The 20,328-nt window shown below is 66.5% G+C and carries 17 protein-coding genes; 1 reads left to right on the top strand and 16 read right to left on the bottom strand.

Annotation, left to right across the window (positions count from 1 at the left end):
• Window positions 1-151: 151 nt before the first annotated feature.
• From G3I77_RS02165 to G3I77_RS02110, 12 genes are all read right to left on the bottom strand, one after another.
• Entirely contained in the window at window positions 152-3,097 is a 2,946-nt protein-coding gene (locus tag G3I77_RS02165) for a hypothetical protein (RefSeq protein ID WP_248500694.1), read from the bottom strand.
• Window positions 3,094-4,197, bottom strand: coding sequence for a hypothetical protein (locus G3I77_RS02160; protein ID WP_248500693.1), 1,104 nt, complete (start codon window positions 4,195-4,197; stop codon window positions 3,094-3,096). The genes G3I77_RS02165 and G3I77_RS02160 overlap by 4 nt, the downstream gene beginning before the upstream one ends.
• 54 nt (window positions 4,198-4,251) lie before the next feature.
• Window positions 4,252-5,181 carry a hypothetical protein gene (locus G3I77_RS02155; protein ID WP_248500692.1) on the bottom strand — a complete coding sequence of 310 codons (930 nt, stop codon included), beginning with the start codon at window positions 5,179-5,181 and terminating at the stop codon, window positions 4,252-4,254.
• A 15-nt stretch (window positions 5,182-5,196) separates the two neighbouring features.
• Window positions 5,197-6,096, bottom strand: coding sequence for a phage tail domain-containing protein (locus G3I77_RS02150; protein ID WP_248500691.1), 900 nt, complete (start codon window positions 6,094-6,096; stop codon window positions 5,197-5,199).
• The gene (locus tag G3I77_RS02145) at window positions 6,096-10,757 is read right to left on the bottom strand and encodes a phage tail tape measure protein (RefSeq protein ID WP_248500690.1); all 4,662 of its coding nucleotides are present in this window, start codon (window positions 10,755-10,757) and stop codon (window positions 6,096-6,098) included. Before G3I77_RS02145 ends, G3I77_RS02150 begins: the two co-directional genes overlap by 1 nt.
• A 474-nt stretch (window positions 10,758-11,231) precedes the next feature.
• Window positions 11,232-11,813: a hypothetical protein gene (locus G3I77_RS02140; RefSeq protein ID WP_248500689.1), complete on the bottom strand. Its 582-nt coding sequence runs from the start codon at window positions 11,811-11,813 to the stop codon at window positions 11,232-11,234.
• A 15-nt stretch (window positions 11,814-11,828) separates the two neighbouring features.
• On the bottom strand, window positions 11,829-12,314 hold the full coding sequence (locus G3I77_RS02135; protein ID WP_248500688.1) for a hypothetical protein: 486 nt from the start codon (window positions 12,312-12,314) through the stop codon (window positions 11,829-11,831).
• 131 nt (window positions 12,315-12,445) lie between these two features.
• The gene (locus tag G3I77_RS02130; protein ID WP_248500687.1) at window positions 12,446-12,880 is read right to left on the bottom strand and encodes a hypothetical protein; all 435 of its coding nucleotides are present in this window, start codon (window positions 12,878-12,880) and stop codon (window positions 12,446-12,448) included.
• A gap of 55 nt (window positions 12,881-12,935) precedes the next feature.
• Window positions 12,936-13,418 (bottom strand): HK97 gp10 family phage protein, encoded by a 483-nt coding sequence (locus G3I77_RS02125; RefSeq protein WP_248500686.1) that lies wholly within the window; start codon window positions 13,416-13,418, stop codon window positions 12,936-12,938.
• The gene (locus G3I77_RS02120; RefSeq protein ID WP_248500685.1) at window positions 13,378-13,782 is read right to left on the bottom strand and encodes a hypothetical protein; all 405 of its coding nucleotides are present in this window, start codon (window positions 13,780-13,782) and stop codon (window positions 13,378-13,380) included. Before G3I77_RS02120 ends, G3I77_RS02125 begins: the two co-directional genes overlap by 41 nt.
• A 74-nt stretch (window positions 13,783-13,856) precedes the next feature.
• The gene (locus G3I77_RS02115) at window positions 13,857-14,279 is read right to left on the bottom strand and encodes a DUF6093 family protein (protein ID WP_248500684.1); all 423 of its coding nucleotides are present in this window, start codon (window positions 14,277-14,279) and stop codon (window positions 13,857-13,859) included.
• Window positions 14,276-14,719, bottom strand: a complete 444-nt coding sequence (locus G3I77_RS02110; RefSeq protein WP_248500683.1) for a DUF6093 family protein — start codon at window positions 14,717-14,719, stop codon at window positions 14,276-14,278. Before G3I77_RS02110 ends, G3I77_RS02115 begins: the two co-directional genes overlap by 4 nt.
• Before the next feature lie 310 nt (window positions 14,720-15,029).
• On the opposite strand from G3I77_RS02110, the gene G3I77_RS02105 reads away from it, so the two are divergent.
• The gene (locus G3I77_RS02105; protein ID WP_248500682.1) at window positions 15,030-15,548 is read left to right on the top strand and encodes a hypothetical protein; all 519 of its coding nucleotides are present in this window, start codon (window positions 15,030-15,032) and stop codon (window positions 15,546-15,548) included.
• Window positions 15,549-15,816: 268 nt separating this feature from the next.
• On the opposite strand, the gene G3I77_RS02100 is transcribed toward G3I77_RS02105, so the two are convergent.
• The 4 genes from G3I77_RS02100 to G3I77_RS02085 form a co-directional block, all read right to left on the bottom strand.
• The gene (locus G3I77_RS02100; RefSeq protein WP_248500681.1) at window positions 15,817-16,269 is read right to left on the bottom strand and encodes a hypothetical protein; all 453 of its coding nucleotides are present in this window, start codon (window positions 16,267-16,269) and stop codon (window positions 15,817-15,819) included.
• A 212-nt stretch (window positions 16,270-16,481) separates the two neighbouring features.
• Entirely contained in the window at window positions 16,482-17,591 is a 1,110-nt protein-coding gene (locus tag G3I77_RS02095) for a glycosyltransferase family 4 protein (protein ID WP_248500680.1), read from the bottom strand.
• Window positions 17,573-18,973 (bottom strand): hypothetical protein, encoded by a 1,401-nt coding sequence (locus G3I77_RS02090; protein WP_248500679.1) that lies wholly within the window; start codon window positions 18,971-18,973, stop codon window positions 17,573-17,575. The genes G3I77_RS02095 and G3I77_RS02090 overlap by 19 nt, the downstream gene beginning before the upstream one ends.
• 53 nt (window positions 18,974-19,026) lie before the next feature.
• Window positions 19,027-20,277: a nucleotide sugar dehydrogenase gene (locus G3I77_RS02085; RefSeq protein ID WP_248500678.1), complete on the bottom strand. Its 1,251-nt coding sequence runs from the start codon at window positions 20,275-20,277 to the stop codon at window positions 19,027-19,029.
• Window positions 20,278-20,328 lie beyond the last annotated feature (51 nt).

Below are 20,328 nucleotides of genomic sequence, written 5' to 3'. Positions count from 1 at the left end.
TGACAGCGCCGGCGAAATCGTCGATCGTTGATAGTTGGGCCCACACAGCGTGACCTCATACCCGTTGCCCGCGACTGGACACTCATCGGTACGGCACACCACAATGCGCAGCACAGAAGGCTGCATTCTTCACCTTCGGTAGGGTATTCCATCAGCTTCCAATCACGATCCAGTCCACAGCTGTACTCGTCGTATTCGTCCTTGTCACCCAGACGGTCAAGCCAGTAGCGGACACGTTGGTAACCCCGACACCCGTAACCGCTGTACCGGGAACAGCCGTTGACGGCGTTGCAACAGCCCGGAACGTTGTCCCTTTCACGCTCAATCCGGTGATCGTGACAGATGTCGGTGTATTTGCCGCGCTCGGCGTGATGGTCACGCGACCGGTGGCGATATTCCCGGCCTTGAACACTCCCGCGACGCTGAAGCCGCTGGATGTGAGCTTGGCAGAGGATTCCGCCGAGCTGGACGGGGCATCGCGGACATGCAACTCGATGGATGACCCGGCGGCCGACGTATCAGCTCCGTATCCGTTGATGTAGGCAACTCCGTTGCCACTCAGATCGTTTGCGTAGACGTTGAAGACTGCCCCCGAATAGCCCGGAACGTGGCTTTGCAGGAACAGCCCTGTCTCCTGGCTTGAGCCGGTCACCTGGGGGGCGCTCAGAGAAACGCTGGGGACTTCGTAAGTGCCGGAGGAATCTGAGCCGTACGCGATGGCGGTATTGAGTTCTGCCGGTGCCGATTCATCGGCACTGCCGGAATAGAACTCAATCGATCCGGTCTCCGGATTGGTGTTTCCGGGGGAGATGACGACTCGTTGTCCGCTCGCAGCCGTTTGAAGGGTGCTGCTGGTGAGGACGGCACCGTTGATCGTCTTGCCGTTGATGGCGTCGGCGTCGAGCTTGTCCGCCGTGATTGCCCCCGCCTTGATGTGGGGCGCCTCAACTGAGCCCGCCGCGAGCTTCGTTGCAGTCACGGCGTTGGCCGCGATCTTGTCTGAGGTGACGGTCAGTGCATTCAGCTTGTCCGTGGTAACGGACAGCGCCGCGATCTTCTCAGCCGTGATGGCCAGGGCCGCGATCTTCTCTGCGGTCACCGCTCCCGCGAGGATCTTGGGCGCGGTGACCGCGCCGTCGGCGATCTGCACGCCCGGGACCACCGGACGGACGACTGCGTTGTCCCACAGCACGGCTCCGGCGGTCGACTGGTACGTCTCCACCCAGACGGTGGCCGCGGTGGTGTTCGCCGGCGCCGTGACCGTGGCTGCAAGGCGCTGCCACGAGCCACGAACCGGGACGTCCACCTGGGCGACACCGAAGCCGACGGTCGCGCCTGTGCCGTCCAACCACCGGGCGTAGAACTTGAGCGCGCCTCCCGCCCAGTCGCCGGACGCATTGGCGTCGATGGCGAGGTAGAGCTGCTCTCCGCTCAGGATCGGCATCGACGTGAGGTTCAGGGACCGTGTCGTGGCGATCGTCGCCGCGGCGTCGACGCGGAGCGCCTTCGCGGAGCCGTTGCCGCCGGAGACGACGGACCATACGGTCGTGGCGATCGCCGCGGTGTAGGCGCCCTCGAACGAGGGGTCGCTGAGCACGTTCGTACCGCCCGCGACCACCAGTTTGTCCGTGGAGATCGAGGCTGCCGCGATCTCGGTCGCCGTGACCGAATTCGCTGCGATCTCACGGCCCGTGATGACATCGGCCGCCACCTTCCCGGCGATCACCGAGTCAGCCGCGAGCGCGGCGGCGGTCACCGAACCGCTCACGAGGTTGGTCGCGTCGACGATCCCGGTCTTCAGCGCCTCGATGGCAACGGCGTCGACCTGCATGACGGCCGGGGAGCCGGAGACACCCATCGAGGCGTAGTTGAGCCACAAGTAGGGGGTGATGTATCGGACGGCGTCGTGCACGGTGCCGGGTGAGCGCGGGTCGTTGTTGGGGCCGGCGGAGCCCGCGGCCGCGCGGTCCTTGAGGTAGCCGACGACCGTGACCCAGCCGTCCATGGTCGGCAGCGATCGATACGACGCTGCGATGTAGTAGTGGCTGTTCGGGGTGTTCGCTCCGGCGCGGTTGACCAGGGTGGTCTGATCTGCGCCCACGCCGAGCACGCCGACGTAGAACGCGTCCGGGCCGGTGGCGAGTTGGGCTGTGGACCGGATCCGGGCGCTGATCCGGTACAGGACACCGGGCTCGTACGGGACGAGGGTCGTGCCACGAAGCCGGATGAAGCCGCGCGCCTCACCGACGTTCCGGCCGGTGGGCGCGTCCGGTACGCCGGTGAGGTGCGCCCACGTGGCGCCGCTGCCCTGATCGGTGGTCTGCCAGGCGGCGGCCTCGCCCATCGTGTCGACGAGGCGCTGGCTGGTGGCGTCCGCGAGCGCGCCGCCGAGTGAGCTGAGGGTGATCGCGCCGCTCGCGACCTTGCCCAGCGTCACGGAGTTGGCGGCGAGCTTCTCTTCGAGCACTGCGCCGTCCGCGAGCGCCGTGGAGTTGACGGCCCCGAGGGCGAGCGCCGCGTCGGTGACCGCGCCGCGTGCGAGCTTGGTTTCGTCGATGATCGCGTTGACGAGGTCGTCGGGGGCGGCCTTGCGGGCCAGGCCCTGCACAGCGGTCGAGGGCTCTCCGGCCGTGCCGGAGGTGTTGACCGCGATCAGGCGCACCCACAGCGGGGTGTAGGTGTCGGTGGCGAGGGTGACGCTTCCGCCGACGGCCGCGTGGAAGGCGGCCACGGGGCTGGTGGTGTCCGGCTCGGCGCCGACGGTTGTCGACAGGTGGACTTGGACCTCGGCCAGATCGAGCGGAGCGGTCTCGGCGTCCGTCCACGTTCCCGGCCAGGTCACGGTGAGCCCGGACAGCGCGGACTCCACGACGGGCGGCGTGGGGGTGGGAGGCGGCGGCCCGTTGTGGGCGACGAAGCCGACGGTGCCGTCGTCCTGGAGACCCATGCTGCCGCGCAGAGTGCCGTCCTGGTCGTAGACCTCGATCGCGCCGTCCTCGACGGATGAGTACGCCATGCGGGCGGTGCGGGTCGTGCGGGCCAGCTGCCGTTCCAAGACGGCGACGCGGGCGGCCAGTCGGGCGATGTCGCTGCTCACGCGGTGCCTCCCCCGTAGGTGAAGCGGTCTGCGCGCTGGAGTTGGATGACGGCCTGCTCGGGGGTGTCGCCGGAGGCGGGCCGGATCTGCCAGCCGACGATGCGGGACCAGGCGTCGAAGTCGGTCCACTGGTCGTGGACCCGGGCCCGTACGTCGTCGCCGATCTGCCAGGAGCCGAAGCGGGCCGCAGGATGGTCGCGGACGGTGATCTCGGTGACTTCGCCGATGACCTGGCGGGAGATGCGTTCCGTGCGGGCGCGTGCGGCCAGCCGGTCGTTCGCCTTCTCCTCTGGTACTTCTAGGAGGTGCTCCAGGCGCAGCCGACCGTCCCGTACGGCGTCGACGGCTCGACGCCGGTTGCGGCCCTCGCCGGCGCCGAGCGCGATGACGACCTGGGCCAGGTTGTCGGCGTCGTACTCAACAGGTACCGCCTTGACGACGTTCACGCCGGACTCGAAGTGGATGTCCGTGCGGCGGCGGCCGAGGCGGGGCCAGCCGATTCGGACGCGGCCCTGCGGCGTGCCGTTCTGCCAGGTGGCCTCTTCGGTCCACTCGGGGCCGCCTTCGACGGCGACCATGTCCGAGATGACGTCACCGAGCGACGGGGTGTCCCACCAGTCGATCCGGTAGGGGTCCTCCGGAGTCCCGACGGTGACCTTCGAAGTGGTGTCGTCGACCTGGATACCGAGCTGGCCGTCCGGCGTCTCCTGGCAGTACGCCCACACGTCGCGAATGACCTTGCAAGGGTCCGCGTAGGTGTAGGGACCGCGCGCGTTGAGCTGGCCATGGAGGTCGTAGCGCCGGTAGGGGTAGGAACCCCATCCGGATGCCTCGATGTTGAGCTGTTGGCCCTGCGGGTCGGCTCGCCAGATCAGGCCGCCCCAGAGCAGCCGCCCGTCACGCTCGGCGTAGATCTTGGTGTTGCCGGGGTCGAGTTGGGAGCGGACGAGGTGGGCCAGGCGGGGTTCGACCGCGCCGGTGAGGCTGCCGGTCGCGGACAGTGCGGGCCCGAACTCCACGCCGGTCAAGGGCAGGTCCCAGGCGAGGACCTTGTTGGTGAGTGCGTCGGTGGTGAGGTAGCGGTACGACGGCGACGCCATCAGGCGCGTTCCTGCTTCTCCCCCGCGCCGTGGTGTGGTGGTGCCGGTGTCGTGTCAGGCGACGCCTTCGGTGAACTCCACATCGGCGATCAGGGAAGTCGCGGCGTCGACGCCGAGGTTGCCCCACTCGGATTTGGAGGGCTGGGTGCGCACGAAGAGGTCCTGGGTGGTGCCGCGCAGGGCCGCAGCAAGGGTGATGGTGTCGGCGAGGACGACGGTGTTGCGGCGGATGTTGGCACCCTGGTCGTCGTCGATGGAGGTGGTCTGCCCCGTGTCGGTGCCCAAGGACGTCTGCATGTTGGCGTACACGTCGGATTCCGAAAGACGCAGGCCCGCGAGTGTCACCAGCAGTTTGGCGCTCGTCGCCCAGCTCGGGATCGGGACCTTCCAGCGGGCGGCGGCGGGCCAGTTGTACCACTGGCCGTTTTGTGCGACCAGCCGGTTCAGCGCGCTGGGGTAGGCGGTGTACAGCCTCCGCTCGCGTCGGGGGTTCGCGATCAGCCGCAGGTCCGTGACCATGGCGTTGGTGATGGTGGCCGTGTTCGCCGGGATGTCGACGCGTGCCAGTGGGATTGCCGTCATCCCGGACGGGACTGCCTTCGCGGTGACGGAGACGCCGGACACAACGTGGAAGTAGCCGATCTCGTCGGCCGCCGGATCGCGGTTGCCCTCGTACTCCGGGTCCTCAACTCGCAGGCAGATGAGATCGGATCGCGCCGAGGAGCCCGTGGGGGCGATCGGCACGATGGCGTCGCCCACGTTGTACTGCGTGTAGGAGCCCTGCCCCCACGCGGCGCCGCGGACCACGGCGGAGCCGTCGCCGACGCGGACGCCGGCGCCAGGGGTGGACCACTCTCTGACCTTCAAGTCGTTGCCTTCGGTCACGCCCTGGTTGCCGGACGCGAGATCGCGCACCATCATCCGGAAGGCGCGTGCGGGGTGGGTGCCGCCGTGGGTCAGCATGGGCGGCTGGATCAGTGCCATCTGAGAGTGCTCTCCTTACAGGGCGGTGTACGCGTCGCGCCAAGACACCGCGAGACGGGTGGAGTTGGTGTAGTCCGCGCCGGTCCAGCGGACTTCGCTCGTTCCGGGAGGGATCTGGAACAGGTCCAGGCGGGACACAGCAGAAAGGGCGTACGCGGCGTTGGCGCCGTTGCGCAGCACCCAGCGCGTACCAGGACGCGTGTCGATCTGGAGGGTGTCGTTCTCGCCGACGGTCAGCGACAGGTCGAGGACGCGACCTGTCTCGGTGATCCAGATGCGAGGGTTCACGACCGGGCCCTTGATCTTCAGGGAGGGCCAGGCGGGAAGGTCCCCGGCGTTGGTGACCCAGCCGGGCCGCTCCTCGGGGTTTGCCACGCCGGTCGTGATAGGCGCGGTCACAGGAGCGGTGAAACCTTCCTCATCGTCGTCGCGCGCCAGAGGAATCGTGGTCTGCTGTTCCAGCTCTCCGTGCCATCGCGGGTCGGTGGCCGCGAATTCCAGGGTCACGGGGATCCAGCCGTAGACGGCCTGGGCCATGGACACGGCCTCGACTCGGCGGACCCTGCCGTAGAGCTGCTTGGCGCTGCCACGTCCGGGCCACAGCAGCCGTAGTGTCTGTAAGGCACCTGCTGTCTTCCGCACGGCCGGGTCGGCGGCGGCCTGGTCGAGCGCGGCGAGCGCGTCGGCAGCGGCCTGCGGGTCACCCGGGGTCCGGATGCCGGCCTCGATCGTCACCGTGCGAGGGCCGTAGTAGTCCACGCCGGGGAATGAGCCGTCCTCGGTGGGCAACTCGACGTCCTGGATGCGGACTTCGGGCGTGCCCAGTCCGGTGATCTCGCTGATCGGGTACGGCGTTCCGGGGCCCATGAGGACACCGGCGAAGTCGACTTGCCACTCCTGAGTGATCGTGGCCATCAGATGCGGCCTCCTCTCTGGGCGTTCCGCAGCCGCCGCATGATCTCCGTGCCGACCTGGTCGGCCGCTTTGGCGTCGGCGCCGCCGTTGACGGTCACGGGCATGGACCCGACGAGCGCGGCGGGTCGCTCTTCCCGGACGACGACGACCTGGACCGGGACAGGCCGGGCGTCGACGAGTCGTACGAGGCCGCTGTCGCCCGCGGGGGTGAGTTGGTAGCCGAACCTGTTCGCCACGTCCGACAGGACGGCCGTCGCCGATCGCCGCTTGTTCACGCCGAGCGGCACGTACGCCTCTCCCCCGGTGGATGGCTCGGCGAAGCGGATGATCCCGTTACTGGTGGCGTACAGGCCGGTACGGATGCCGCCGTCCTCGTACGCGATTTGCTTGTTGGCCTTGTCCAGGTCGGACAGGAAGCGCGTGGCCTTCTTCCCCAGCGCATCCTTGATCCGGGTCCGGCCGAGCGTGGCGATCTCAATGATTCGGTCCTCGCCGAGCTCTGTCTTCTCGGCGACATCGTGGATGCCGGTCTTGCTGGAGGTGATCGCGGAGATGATCGCCACGAGGTCCGGAAGGTCGTCGTCCGGGATGGCCTTCGAGGCGGCCTTGGCCTGGGTGTTGGCCTTCTTGGCCTTGCTCGGGGACTTGGCGGCCTCGGCGGCGACGTCCTCCGCGTCCTTGTCTCCCTGCTCGGCGAGCATCGTCGCGAGGTCGCCGTAGCCCATGGCCGCGAGCTTGGAGAGGTTCCTCTCGAACGCGGCCTGGTCCTTGATGGCCTGCTTGAGCTGGGTGGTGTAGTCGGACAGCGTGGCGCGCGCGACCACGCCCAGCTTCTCCAGGTCCTTGGTCATCTCCGTGACGTACTTGGAGCTGCCGGTGGCCATCTTGTGGGTGAGCTCCACACCGTCCTCGCCCATGTCCTCCAGGGCATCGGCGACATCCTGGCCAGCGCGCCGGGCGACGGTGGCGAGGTCCTTGCGCCACCGCTGGGCTCGCTTCACCGCCTTGTCGAGATTCTTCTCGAAGAGCTTGAGGTCGAAGACCTCGGTCTCCTTGCCGCCCTTCTTCACGGTGCGCATGGAGTCCGAGCGGACAGACGAGACGGAGATCAGCTCCGTCGAGCCGGAGGGGCTGTAGGACCAGCCGCTCAGCCCTCCGTCGGCGTGCCATTCGACGCCCCTGCCGCCCAGACGTCGTACGACTTCCTCGGTGATGGCGCGGGAGCGGGCGCGCTTGTTGTGGGCCAGGGGTACATAGGCCTCCCCACCTGTGGCTTCCTCCGCCCATACCCTCCAGGTTCCGGCCTTCGCGATCTCCGCCATGTGGTCTTCTCGCCTGGCGGTGACCCCTCCGTCTGCGAAGAACGACAGGATGCCTCCGTCCTTCCACTGCGGCTTGTTCGCCCACGGCAGGTCGGTGCCGGGCGCCACGCGCGGAATCACGGAGACCGACACGGGAGCCGGAGGGGTCACGGAGATCGCGATGCTCTTGGAGCCGGGGATGTTCGTGACGCTGATGCCGATGGCGTCCAGCTGTGTCTGCACCGCGGCCATGTCGCCAGACAGGAGTGCGGAGGTGAGCGCGCTCGCTGCTTCCATGCCCTTGGACTGTGCCACCTGCCGGATCAGGTCGAGGGCGCCTGACCATTCGGCGTTCGCGTCCTTCCCTGCCTGGGAGAACGCGGACACGACGTTCGCCAGGTCGGGGGCAGTGATCGGTACGTCGGCTCCCCAGATGCTCTTGAGGGAGTCCATTGCACGCTCCACGTCGCCGGACAGCAACGCGTCCTGAAACGCGCCGGCGGCATCCTTCCCCTTCCTCTTGGCGACCTCTGCGAGGAGGCCCATGCCGCGGTCGAACTCGCTGCGCGCGTCGCCGACGGACTTCTTCACGGCCTTGCGCAGGTCGACCATGGCCATCTGCTCGGTGACCTTCTGGAAGGCGGCCGGGTCGTTCCGCTCCGATGCCTTGGCCCAGGCGCGGCCGATCTCCTTGCCGTACTTCTCGGTGATCTCGGCGGTCTTCTGAAGGCCGAGCCGGTACGCCTCCGTGGACCGTTCCGCGTCCTCGGTCACGATGTCGCGCAGTTCGTCGGCGACCTTCGTCTTGCCCTTCTTCAACTGGCCGACGAGTTCGTTGAGCATCGGTGCGGCGTCCACGCCGAGCTCCGAGAAGTGATCGGCGAGGTCGTCGTAGCCAAACACCGCGAGCTCGGACAGGTTTCCCTGGAAGCCGCGTTGCGCCTGAAGCTGTTTGTGCAGCTCCTTCATGTAGTCGGACAGCTTCACCTTGGCGGTGTCGGCGTCCTTTCCAGCTTTGCGCATCGCCTCGCTCGCGGCGGTCTGTGCGTCCCTGAAGGCTCGGGACGGGTCGACAGCGGCACCGACGGCCTCGGCGAGAGCCTTCATCTCGTCGGTGATCTCGGGCGCACCGGTTCGGTCGATGTCCGCGAGGGAGAACAGGTCGAAGATGCCGCCGCTGGACTTGGCCTGCTGTTTGATCTTCGCCTCGACGATCGCCTTCTGTTGGGCGATCTCGGCTTCTTTCTTGACTGCCTCGGACCACATCTTGTGGCGCTCTTTGAGGGTCTTCTCCGCTTTGGAGTACTGGGTGATGCTCTCGTAATCGCCAGACACCTCACCGGCTTTGGCCTTACCGGCGTACTCGTAGGCGTCCTGCTGAAGGCGGTTCTGGAGGATGGCGAGCTTCGCCCCGCCGGAGGTGATCGCGTCGATGGCCTCCGTCGTGCCGATGCCGACCTTCTCAAGGTCCTTCAGTGCGCCGTCAGCGGTGAGTTGGTCGTACAGCTTGTTGATGCTGGCCCCGGTCGTCGTCTCCTCGCGTTCCTGCTGCAAGGCTTGGACCAGCTCATTGGTGGCGTCCTTCGCCTTCTGCTTGGAGGCGGTGTAGGCGGCGTATCCGGCGATGCCGAGGGTGAGGACCGCGGCAAGGCCGGTGACCGCGAGGCTGGTGCCGGCCAGCACGGCGGGCATCACAGCGCCTCCGGCCTGGGTGGCGGCAAGGGCGGTACGGAACGCGGCGATCTGTACGGTGACCTTCGTGTAGGCAGCTCGGAGCAGGAGCAGTCCCGCAACGGACGCGGCGACCATCGCGATGACGGACTTCATCGGTCCGGGCAGGTCCTCGATGGTGCCGACGAAGGTATGGACGGCGGATCCGACGGTCATCAGTACCGGCAGCAGGGCTCGGCCGACGTCGATGGCGAGGGCGCGGGCCTGGTTGGAGGCCAGCTGCCACTGGCCGGTGACGGTGCCGGTCTGGAGGGCGTACGCCTTCTGCGTGGCTTCGGCGCGCGCCACTTCGTTGGCAATGCCTGCGTAGGTGTTGGCGTAGTTCTGTCCGCCGGCGGAGGCCAAGGCAAGAGCGGCACGTGTGGCGCGGATGTCCTTCCACATGTTCGAGATGCCCTCTGCGGTGTTTCCCGCCGCTCCGTTGAGCTTGTTGACGACCACGTACAGGCCGTCCTGTTCGACGGCGGAGGCGGCCGACTCGTAGCCCAGGTCCTTGACGGCCTGCTTGAGGTCCTGCGTCGGCTTCATGACGCGGGTGAGGAGCATGTTCAGTGCGGTCACGGCTTCAGCCGCGGGGATGCCGGTGAGGGTGATCGCGGCGAGCGCGGCACTCATGTCGTCGAACTCGACGCCGGCCGCCGCAGCCATCGGTACGACGTCGCCGAGCTGCTGCGCGAGTTCCTCGAACGAGATGACGCCGTAGTTGACGGTCTGGAACATCACGTCCATGACGTCGCTGGCGTCCGACGCCGACAATCCGTACGCGTTCAGCACTCCAAGCAGCGCGCGCGCTGAGGTCTCCGACGTGGTCAGGCCCGCTGCCGCCCCCTGAGCCGCGACCTCGAGGATCTGCATGGCGTCCGCGCCGTCGAAGCCGGACGAGACGATCTGATACAGGCCGTCGGCGAGCTCGTCGGCGGTCTGCGGCAGGCGGGTGGACAGCTCGACGATCTGATCGGTGAAGGCTCCGACGTTCTCGGACGTGATCTGTTGCGAGATCGTCAGCACGTTGGCCATTGCCCGCTCCAACGAAATCGCCTGAGCCACTCCGACGCCGAGTGCGGCACCGATGAGCAGACCGTTCTTGGCGGTCCGCGCAGCCTGGGCGGTCCGTGCAGCGGCTAACTGGGCCTCAGCCCGAGCGATTTGCTGTGCCTGTCGCTGCGCGTTGCGTGCGGCCGTGGTCTGCGCCTCGTCCCGCATCCGCACTGCGGACACGGCACGAGCCTGGGCCGATACGGCGAGACCGGTGGCGCGCGTCGCCGTAGCCTGGGCCGCTGCCGCCCGCCGCTGCGCTTCGGCGTGCTCCTGGGCGGCGCGAGCGGCAGCCGACTGGGCCGCAGCGGAGGTGCGCGCGGCAGCTGCGGCCCCGGCTCCGGCCGTGCCCTGGGCACGCGCGTTCATCGTCTGCGCCAGGGCCTCCGCCCGTGCGGCTCGCGCTCCCGTCGCCGTCACGGCGGCCTGTTCCGCTGCCGCGCGGCGGGCTGCTGTCGCTGCCACCGTCTGTGCACGGCCTGCGCGTTCCTGGAGCGCGGTGGTCCGCTGCACGGCTTGAGCCACCTGTGCCTGGGAACGAACCATCTGCGCCGACGCGGCGGCTTGAGCACGGGCCAGATTGTCGCTGGCCACGCGCACCTGGTTCAGCCGTGTCGCCGTCCCATCCAACTGACCATCAAATGCGCGTAATTGAGCTGCTCCCTGCCGCAGACCGGTGGACAGCCCGCCGGTTGAGGCGAGGAGGTTGACGTACAGGGTGTAGGCACCGGCCACGTCAGGATGCCTCTCTGGGCCTCAGCCCGATTTTGAGCCCCCGCGCATCTGGTCCATCAGGAATGTGTTCGCGTTCCATCTCGATGACCTCACAGCCCACACAGCGGTGGGGCTCGGCCACGTACGCGAAGCGGTCGCCCCCCTGGCTCTCGTCCCACTCCGCGGCCCGTGTCCCGCAGGTCTCGCAGACGCTGCGTTGATACGCGAGGTAGGCTGTCGCCTTCGCCCGGTCCAAAGCCGTCCATCGGCCGTCCCCCGCGCCCGTGAACTGCGAGTGCGGGAGTCCGTAGGCGTGGCACAGCTCCATCTCGGCCCTGAACTGGGCGTCGGCGATCAGCCTTTTCCCAGGTCAGCCCTCATGGTCTGGTTGACCAGCAGCGCGGCCGTGAACAGTGCCTTGGCGTCCGCGTCGCTCCAGCTGTCGAGGAGTTCCTGCGCCTCCGCCTCGCTCATGCCGTCCACCGAGGAGGCTGAGACGAGAGCAGCGGGGAAGGTCTCGACGTTGTACTCGTGGCCGACGTCGGCCTGCTCCTCCGTGGGGGCGTGCTCGCGAAGCAGCTGCTCCCAGGCGGGTCGCGGCAGAGCCCGGAAGGTGAGCGTGAGGGTCCCGGCTGCCAGGGCTCGCCGGGCCTCGTCCAGCGCGGCTTGGGCGGCCAGCACTTCCGGCTGAGCGAGCGCCCAGCTCTCACGCTCGTCGGCTGGTACCTCCATCTCGGAGGCCCGGCCAACGGCGCTGGTGCGTGCCTTGGCCATGTCGAGCGCCGCATCGGTCACGCGCTGCTTCAGGTCCTGGTCGTCGAGGAAGGACACGGCGCGCTCGGGAAGTCGACGAGCTCGCAGACGGGCCATCTTGGCCGCCCAGTGCGGATCGCGGGCGACGGCATCGGCCGGCGGTTCAACGAAGGTCGTGGTCATGCAGCACCCCGCCGATCAGGCCGCGGCCGGGATGGCCACGTCCTGGACGGGCTTGCCGGTCACGTTGAAGCTGACCTTGAACTTCGCCGGCTCGGAGGCCGTCGTGTAGGTGCTCGACCGGGAGCCGACGCGCACCGGGAAGATGTCCATGGACTTGGACGCCGGGATGTCGCCCTTGCGGAGGATGACCACGTACCCCTCGACGCCCTTGGCGAGGAGCGTCTCCAGGGCGTTGTCGACCTTGTCCTCGTAGAAGGTGAGGCTGGAGTTGTCGGCCTTGTCCTCACCGGGGATGTTGCCGGTGAACTCGGTTGCCAAGTCCGGTGTGTCGATGGGGGTGTTCTCGACGGCGAAGCCTTCGATGTCGCTGATGGCTGGGGACAGATCGGTCCCGTTGCTCCCGCCGAGCTCCGGACGGATCGGGATCAGTTCCTTCGAGACGATGTCCTTCAGGAAGAAGAACTTCGTGGTGCCGCGACGGGTGAACCGCTGCTGTGACACTGATTCTCGCTCTCCGGGAACCGGTGTTCCGGAGCGCGCACACGCCGGGCCGGCCCCCATGAAGGGGGAATCGGCCCGTGCCGGGTGGCCGGGCGTCCGCGAGATGCCTCCGCGGTGAGGTAGCTGGAACGTCAGGACCCGAGAGTGGTCACAGTGAGGACGTACCGCTGCACATAACTGTATACGCCACCGCTGACAGACATCCCTTCCTCCTTGTCCAGCTCGCGGTCGATCACGACGTATCCGGTGATGGTGATGGTGTTGACGTAGGCCCCGCTCAAGCGCGCGAGGAGCGCGGTGCGGACCTTGTCCGCCATCCACTCGACCTGTTCGGCGGATGAGGCGACCGAGGTGACCTGGACGAGCACGCGGGCGTCAGCGTCACCGTCACCGTACGGCGGGCCGCTCGTAGTCACGCCCAGCGGGTAGAGAACGCTGTAGGGAATCGTGGCGCCGGTGGGCGTACTTGATGCCGTGGGGGCAGTCCCGTACCCGCAACTTCGGGCGGTTGCTGTGGCCAGTGTCTTCTGGATCGCAAGGGACACTTCTCTGCCGGAGACGGGCACTACTCCTCCTCTACTCCGGGGGTGGTGAACTGTCGCCCGGCGGCGCGGCGGTCACTCACGACTCGTCGTCGATCGTCTCGCCGAGCGCAGCGATGAACAGCGGCCGGATCTCCTCGACAGCTGGCCCGACGTGCGGGTAGGGCGGCTGATTGTAGATGCGCCCCAGGCTGTCGGCGCCAACGAAGCCATACTCCAGGCGTCGCGCCTGGGGCTTGTTCGTGCCGACAACCGCCGTGACGGAGAACCCGTCCGTGTACACCTCGTGCGTCCAGGAGCGCCTGTAGTCGCCCGTGGGCGCGTTGGGGCCCGGCCTGCCGCTGGCCTTGGCCTTGATCCTGGTCTCCAGCAGCATCGCGTAGTGCTGGACGGTGGCCGTGACCTCGGGCAGAGTGCGCGCAGCCCTGGCGTCGAGCTGCGCGGCGATCTGGAACGCGTTGGAGTAGGCGCCCGCCAGAGGGTGGGCGTTGGGGTGCGGATTCAGCGAGGACGCCACTGGCTCACTGCCCGTCTTCCGGTTCCGGCTCGCCCCACTGGCCAAGGGCCCATTCCCGCAACAGGGCGAGCATGGCGCGGGTCAGCTCGTGCGGGCGGCCGTCCATCAGGTCGTGACGGTCGAGCGCAGCCTTCTCCAGCTCGGCGGGGCTGATCGCGGAGAGGAAGGCAGCCGCTGCCGGGCCAGGTTCCGGCGGGTCGCCGATGACGACGTGCGCCAGGCCCTCGAACACACCGGTCGCCGTGGATCTCGGGGAGAGTTCGATGACCATCCGCGGTACGTCGCCCGCGCGGTGGGCCAGCGAATAGGCAGAGAGGTCTCGGGAGACGTCGTGACCGCCGATCTCCACGACGGCGGTATGCCCCTGCCCGGTGACGCGCACCGACAGGGGCTCGCCCTTGGGAGACATAGGTTCATTACTCTGACGTGTTGGCACCTATCTGAGCTTACGGGTATCTGGTCACAGCCCAGTTCGCCAGCCGTCTACGGAGGGGTGATCTCGTCGAGACGGGTCACCCGAACGATCTCGACCGTGGACGCCTCCGACGGATCAAGGACCTGCCACACCCGATTCGCTGTCGCCGCGTGCTCGCCAGCTGCGGCCACGACCTCCACGCGGTCATACCGCACGGGAACGGGCGCCGAAATCGGCGTGAGGAGGCGATACCAGCTGACCGTGTCGTCCAGCCATTCCCGCCCGAGAACATGCTGTGCGGTGACCTGGCCATGGCCGGACAGGACAGCTCCCGGCCCCTCGTAGACCGATTCCGCCGGCACGGACCCCAGAAGGCCGGTCGAGGGATCAAGTTGGGGAGTTCCCGTTGGGCGGGTGATCCGTACCGTATCCACCAGCAGCGTCGACTCCAGCCTCTCCCGTTCCGCGTCGGTGTCGATCGGCGTGCTCACGAGGTGCTGCCCGAAGTGCTGGACTGGGTGTTCTGGTCCAGGAACGTCGTGCGGACCACGGCCAGAGTGGAGGTCTGCCCGACATCGAGGACGCGCCACGTACGGCCGATCGCTGCCGGGTCGGCGGCGTTGACGACGCTCACCGTGTCCTCGCGCGAAGCCACCGGGGCATCCAGAGGCGTGATCAGTTTGTACTTCGACGTGGAGTCGTCGACGTACGCCTGGCCTTCCAGGTGCAGGACGATCCCGGGATCTCCATTCGGGAAGACCCCGCCGCGCCCTTCGTAGATGATGACTGGCGGGCCTGGCTCGTACTGGCCTGTGTCCGGGTTGAAGACCGGCTCGCCCGCTCTGCTGATACGTACGATGTCGGTGAGGATCTTGCGTTCAATCAGGGCGCTGACGGCCCCGAGGGTCAATCCTTCAGTGTGAGTGCTCATATGTTCGAGCGTAGCCACGTCAGCTGACGGCCCGGATTCCTCCTGACTGCCGTCCCGTGCCATTGGAGGTTGATCGTTGTCATCGAAATTTGATGATCAGCAATTTCGTGCCACTGAAGCCTGAGCAGCGCAGGCGTGCCGGCAGTGCTCGCCGCGCTGCTTGCCCGTCCTACGGCACGCTCGCCCGTAGGCGAGGGCCGCAGATGGCAGTCCTGAACTAACGCCCGAGTTGTGTCGATCATTACTTGCATGTAGCTTTGGACCGGTTCGCCCCGTCGGGGGGCGGCAGGCCGTCCGATAGGAGGACAACATGGCCCTGAGCAAGCTTGCTCAACAGTTCGCGGACGAGATCAGCCTTCAAGACTGGTCCGACGCCCACATTCGGATCGACCGTGCAGGTCACGACCGCAAGACCGACACGAAGAGTAGCCCCAACGATCCGATTCTGAACGCTGACGAGGTGCGTCGCGTCAAGATCAACGTCATGTGGGTCACTGCCCAAGTGTTGGGCTACAACGACCCCAACTTTGACGTCTACGAGTTCGCTGAGGCGTGTGGCATCAACACTCAGAACAGCCGAGGCGGCAGGGACGGCACGTACCGTGCGGGGCTTCGTAGCATGGACGGCCTGTACCAGCAGCCCGGCACTTTCAAGTATGACCCCCTGACCGAGGTTGTCACCACGGACACCAGCGACGCCTACCACGCCAACATCAACTGCTCGCTGTTCCAACGCGGTTACCAGAACATGCCGATCCGCAAGTTCCCTCTTGGCGGCGTGCCGGGCAAGTGGAAGCCATGCCAGTGCATCTCCCTTAGCCAGGGCTGACACAAGAAGGCCCCGCCGTCCCGTGACAGCGGGGCCTTGCACGGCTCTTAACCGAGTTGTCTCACTGTCCTCGGACAGGTGATCTTGACCGTTCGCCAGGTGAGTTTGACCGTCCGGTTCAGTGGGTTCATGGTCCGGACCTCGTCGGCGGGAGCGAAGGATGATGATCATTCCCTCCCCTCGCCGGGTGCCTGGCCCTGATCTGAAGTGCTGGGGTCGGACTCGGGTGCGGATTGAACGCGGCCGCGAGCACTGCGTCTGGATCCGTTCACCTCGTGATCAACGGTCTCGATGAGCTCGTCGCGTGCGAGGTACATGACCCCGACCCCCGCTTCGTCAGATCCTCGCTCCACCTCACCGCAGTGGCCTTCATGACGTTGTCGGCAGCCTCCTTGATCGCGGGGCCAGCCACAAGTCTGATCGAGTCTCTAGCAGAGATGAGGGCCGCCTGATCTCCCGGTCCGCCAAGTTCGTCATCTGAGTTCATCCGTGCTTCCATGATCCGCGCTGATGCGCCGAGGAAGTCTGTCACCGCTCGGTTCAGCTCGACGCGCTTACGCTCTTTCGCGTCACGGCGTCCACGGAGCCAGTCTCCGGCAGCCCAGCCGACGAGTGCAGCCACAGATGCGAACCACCACGGGGCCGTAGAGGAGGTTAGAAAGTCCATGACAAACATCGTTGCCTCAACCCTCCGGCGATATCGCCGTGCGAGGTCAGTCAAGAGCCCAGTTCCACCCGTTCAGACCGTGCTCCGACCAGGGGAAGGAAGGATGGGGGCCGTTATCTCTCCCTCCCCACGCGGCGAGATCTGGACCGAACTGCTCTCTGAACCGGGCGGTCAAACTCACCTGGCAAACGGTCAAGATGGCCTGTCAGAGGACACTCACTGTCGTGCCACCTTCGTGCCCCGAGGCAGGTCTCGAAACACTGGGGTTAGGAGGTAACGCGGAGCGTCAGTTCGCGAAGCCGGCGGCCGGTGGTAGTGATGTCGTATCGGCGCGCGTTATCGAGAGCCGCCTTGTTCAGGGCCTTGCGCTGGTGGAAGTCCCGGCCCATCTCTTCTAGGGCCACAGCCAGCGAGCGCGGGTCACCAGGAGTATAGGGAACGCCAGCGCGCCCGAGGATTTCCCTCACACCGGGAAGATCGGAGTAGGCAACCGGAAGTCCGTGGGCTTGAGCCTCAATGAGGACGAGCCCGAAAGCCTCCAGACCCCTGGTTGTGAAGACGAAGGCGTCGAAGCTCGGCAGGCGGCGCCACAGTTCGGCGCGGGGCAGGAACGGATCAAAATGAACCCGGTCCCGGAGCCCGAGTTCGATAGCCCGCTGTTCCAGATGCTCCCGTAGGATCCCTTCGCCGATCACGGTCAAGTGGTGCGGCTGATCGGTTAAAGCCAGGGCTTCGACTGCGGTGATCGTGGATTTGTTGTCGTCCAGACGACCAGCGTGCACCAACGATAGCGGTCCGGTTCCAGTAAGCGGTTGATCGCGTACCCGGGCATCGCTCAAAGGGATGCCCCAAGGGATGACGGTGAGTCGACCGGTGAACCGGCGTCCGGTGAGACGGTCGATGCGGTCGGCGAGGGCGGAGGTCGGAGCCACGATCGCGATGCTTGCAGCAGCAACTTCATTCAGGACCTCGCGTTCCGATGCGCTGCGCTCGGCAACCATCACGTCGGGGCCGTGGGCGATGGCGATGATCGGTATGTTGCCAGCAGTTCGGGTGAACGCCAGGCTGAGAGCGAACCCGAGGTACTGGGCGTGAATGACATTCGGCTGGATCTTCTCGACGAGCGCACCGACCTCACGCGTCAACTCGTCAACGTAGGGGTCGAAGTCCGGGCCGTGGGGGCGTTTCGTCGTGGAGAGGGTGATCAGCTGATCAAACGCAGCCTCCCAAGCCTGATCGACCGGCGCCCTGCCCAGAAACGTCGTGTGGATTTCAGGCATCGCGCCGTAGAGATCGTTGACGAGGATCATGCTCCCGGACGAAGGCGCGGCAGTGCGGTTGATGCCAGTCATGATGTTCAAAGGCTGGGCGGACATGCGGAAACTCCATTCATGGATGACCGTTGGGGTGGAACCGGAGATCGGGCTCCCAGGGCCTCGAATCGTGAATCGTCGGAAGCGTGTTGCATCTCGCGCTCACGGGGTGGCGCCCACCACGACGCCAGGTGCGGCGTGAAGACGGCCGTGACCTCAGCGGCCGGATGTAAATAGCCCTTGCCGTCCAGTTCTGCCGTCCATACTCTGACTGCCGATCGGGGGTATACGGGATTTATCCCTATCTCCCCCTTGGGGAGGACTCCGTTGAACGGGGTGGGTATTCCCTCGTTGTTCCAGTAGTCCCATGCCTCCAGCGCCTTGGCTTTCTCGAAGCAGTGGTACAACTGCCGATAGCGAGCCATGTACCGGATCTCACGGAAGATCATCTGGCCGATCAGTCCGGGCGCGGCTTTCCGGAGCGTGCTGAGATCGACGCCCTGGAAGGTGACCGATGCCGCGTCCTGGGACGGGTGCAGCGCGGTCCGGGCGAACAGGTGGGACAGTCGTCGCCGGACGTACTCGGAGACTCCCGGGCCGAGAGCTGGTTCCATGCCTTCGATGAGCTGGACGAGCCGGTGATGGCGCGGATTGAAACGGGCCAGGTCGAACAACTGGTCCATGCCGTCCACGGCGGCGAAGGCGAGTCGTTTGTAGAGCCAGTTGTTCAGTTCTCCTGCCTGGGCGTAGGTCTTGGTCTCCGGAGTAGCAGAGTGGAGCATCAGGTATTCGGACAGAACCTCGAAGTACAGGTAGCCGAGAAACGGCACATGGGCAACGGCGGCGGACAACTGGTCGATGAACTCGGGTGCCGGAGTGGCATGGCCGGCGGCGTTGCGCAGGGCGGTGTCGAGGAACACGGCCGCGGCGCGCAGCCCGGCCAGTACGGCGCGGTCGAGCTGGTCGTTCTCGGCCGGGGTGAGGAAGCTCTGGTAGCGCAGGTAGGTCCGCAGGTGGATGGCACCGAGATGCAGGTAGTCGACGCCCTTGGGCCGGATCGGGGCATCCGGGGTGACCTCGAAGATCATGGGCGTGGTGGAGGGTTTCGTCCGCATCAGGTAGGCGCCGAGGTTGTGTGGGCGCAGTCCCTCACGCTGACTGGCGAGAGGCGAGCAGTACAGGGCCCCGACCAGGCATCCGGTGGAGACGTGCAACTGCCGGCTAGTGCGGATGGCGTTGATGTCCTTGGTGGTGTGCAACAGGTACATCGGCTTTCCGCTGACGAACGCTTCGGTCATGGCGTTGTGTCGCATCAGCCAGCCGTTGGGGGTTGAGCGTTCCAGGTGGTGGCGCCAGTCGCCCTCGCTTTCGGCCAGCGAGGCAGGAATTTGACGCTGCGCGGGCATGGTGTAGTCCGTGTGGGCGTGTTCCCATTCGTCGCGCAAGGCAACTCCCGAAGATGGAGGATTGGCCGCGGGCCCGGGGGGATCTCGAGGACCTAAAGAGTCTCGACGTTGACTCCGGAAAGACGGTTTCGGCAGTCCAGAACATAGGTTGCGCATTTCTCGATCATCGGTAGGTCGAATCTCGGGTGATCCATGAGAAGAATGACTGCATCCGCGGCGGCCACCTCGTCCGGAGTCGCATCGACCCGAGGCACGCTGAGCTTTGCGTCGTCGCCGTCCGGGATATTGGGTTCGGCACCGCGAACCTCAGCACCGAGTCCGATGAGAAGTTCGGCAACACGTGCCGAAGGGGAATTGCGAAGGTCGGTGGCGTTGTACTTGTAGGTCAGGCCGAGCAGCAGAATCCGAGATCGGCTGATGGCCATGCCGCGCTTGTCGAGTGCGTCCACGAGACGCCGGACGACGTAGTCGGGCATGTGCCGGTTCACGTCAGCGGCGAGTTCCGCGAACCGGAAAGGCACGCCGAGGTCCTGCTGGGCCTTCCACGAGAGGAACATCGGGTCAACGGGCAGGCAGTGCCCGCCGACTCCCGGCCCTGGGGTGAACCGCGTGAATCCGAAGGGCTTGGTCGCGGCGGCGTCGATCGCCTCCCAGATGTTCACGCCGAGGGAAGCGGCCAGCATCGCCATCTCGTTGACCATGGAAATGTTGACGAACCGGAAGGTGTTCTCGATCAGCTTGGCCAGCTCGGCGACCTTCGTCCCGGACACCGGTACCGTGGTCTGAAAGATGCCGTCGTAGAAACCCTTGATCACATCGAGTGATTTGGCGTCGATTCCGGACACCAATTTCGGCGTCCCGTCGAACGACCATCGCTTGTTTCCGATCCGCTCGGGACTGAATCCGGCCAGGAAGTCCACCCCGCCCTTGAGGCCCGACGCCTCCTCCAGGATCGGCAGCAGCAGTTCCTCGGTGGTGCCGGGATAGGTCGTGGACTCCAGGACCACCGTCGCACCGGGGCGAAGGTGCTCGGCCAGCGTCCGGGCGCAGGACTCGATGTAGGTCAGGTCGGGCACCCCGTCCCGCAGCGGGGTCGGCACGGTGATCACCGCGATGTCGAAGCCGACCAGCGCGGCAGCGTCGGCGGTCGCGGAGTAGGCTCCGGAATCCAGCACTGCGCGCAGCCGCGAGGAGTCCACGTCCCTCACGTAGGACTGGCCGGCGGCGAGCTGCTGGACGCGGTGCGTGTCCACGTCGTAGCCGACGACACGGTGACCCACCTCGGCAGCGCGTACGGCCAAGGGAAGCCCTACATAGCCCTGACCAGCGACAACTATCTGCATGGCAGCTCCTACTTGATTGCGGTGCTTGAATGGACCGTCGTTCCTGGTCTG

The sequence above is a fragment of the Streptomyces sp. D2-8 genome, assembly GCF_023184515.1.
Taxonomy (GTDB): Bacteria; Actinomycetota; Actinomycetes; order Streptomycetales; family Streptomycetaceae; genus Streptomyces.
This window is presented reverse-complemented; position numbering and strand designations above follow the sequence as displayed.

Excerpts from the sequence above, each read along its gene's own strand:
- G3I77_RS02160 (WP_248500693.1), bottom strand. The coding sequence starts at position 4,197 with ATGGCGTCGCCGTCGTACCGCTACCTCACCACCGACGCACTCACCAAC.
- G3I77_RS02155 (WP_248500692.1), bottom strand. The coding sequence starts at position 5,181 with ATGGCACTGATCCAGCCGCCCATGCTGACCCACGGCGGCACCCACCCC.
- G3I77_RS02150 (WP_248500691.1), bottom strand. The coding sequence starts at position 6,096 with ATGGCCACGATCACTCAGGAGTGGCAAGTCGACTTCGCCGGTGTCCTC.
- G3I77_RS02140 (WP_248500689.1), bottom strand. The coding sequence starts at position 11,813 with ATGACCACGACCTTCGTTGAACCGCCGGCCGATGCCGTCGCCCGCGAT.
- G3I77_RS02120 (WP_248500685.1), bottom strand. The coding sequence starts at position 13,782 with ATGTCTCCCAAGGGCGAGCCCCTGTCGGTGCGCGTCACCGGGCAGGGG.
- G3I77_RS02110 (WP_248500683.1), bottom strand. The coding sequence starts at position 14,719 with ATGAGCACTCACACTGAAGGATTGACCCTCGGGGCCGTCAGCGCCCTG.
- G3I77_RS02105 (WP_248500682.1), top strand. The coding sequence starts at position 15,030 with ATGGCCCTGAGCAAGCTTGCTCAACAGTTCGCGGACGAGATCAGCCTT.
- G3I77_RS02095 (WP_248500680.1), bottom strand. The coding sequence starts at position 17,591 with ATGTCCGCCCAGCCTTTGAACATCATGACTGGCATCAACCGCACTGCC.
- G3I77_RS02085 (WP_248500678.1), bottom strand. The coding sequence starts at position 20,277 with ATGCAGATAGTTGTCGCTGGTCAGGGCTATGTAGGGCTTCCCTTGGCC.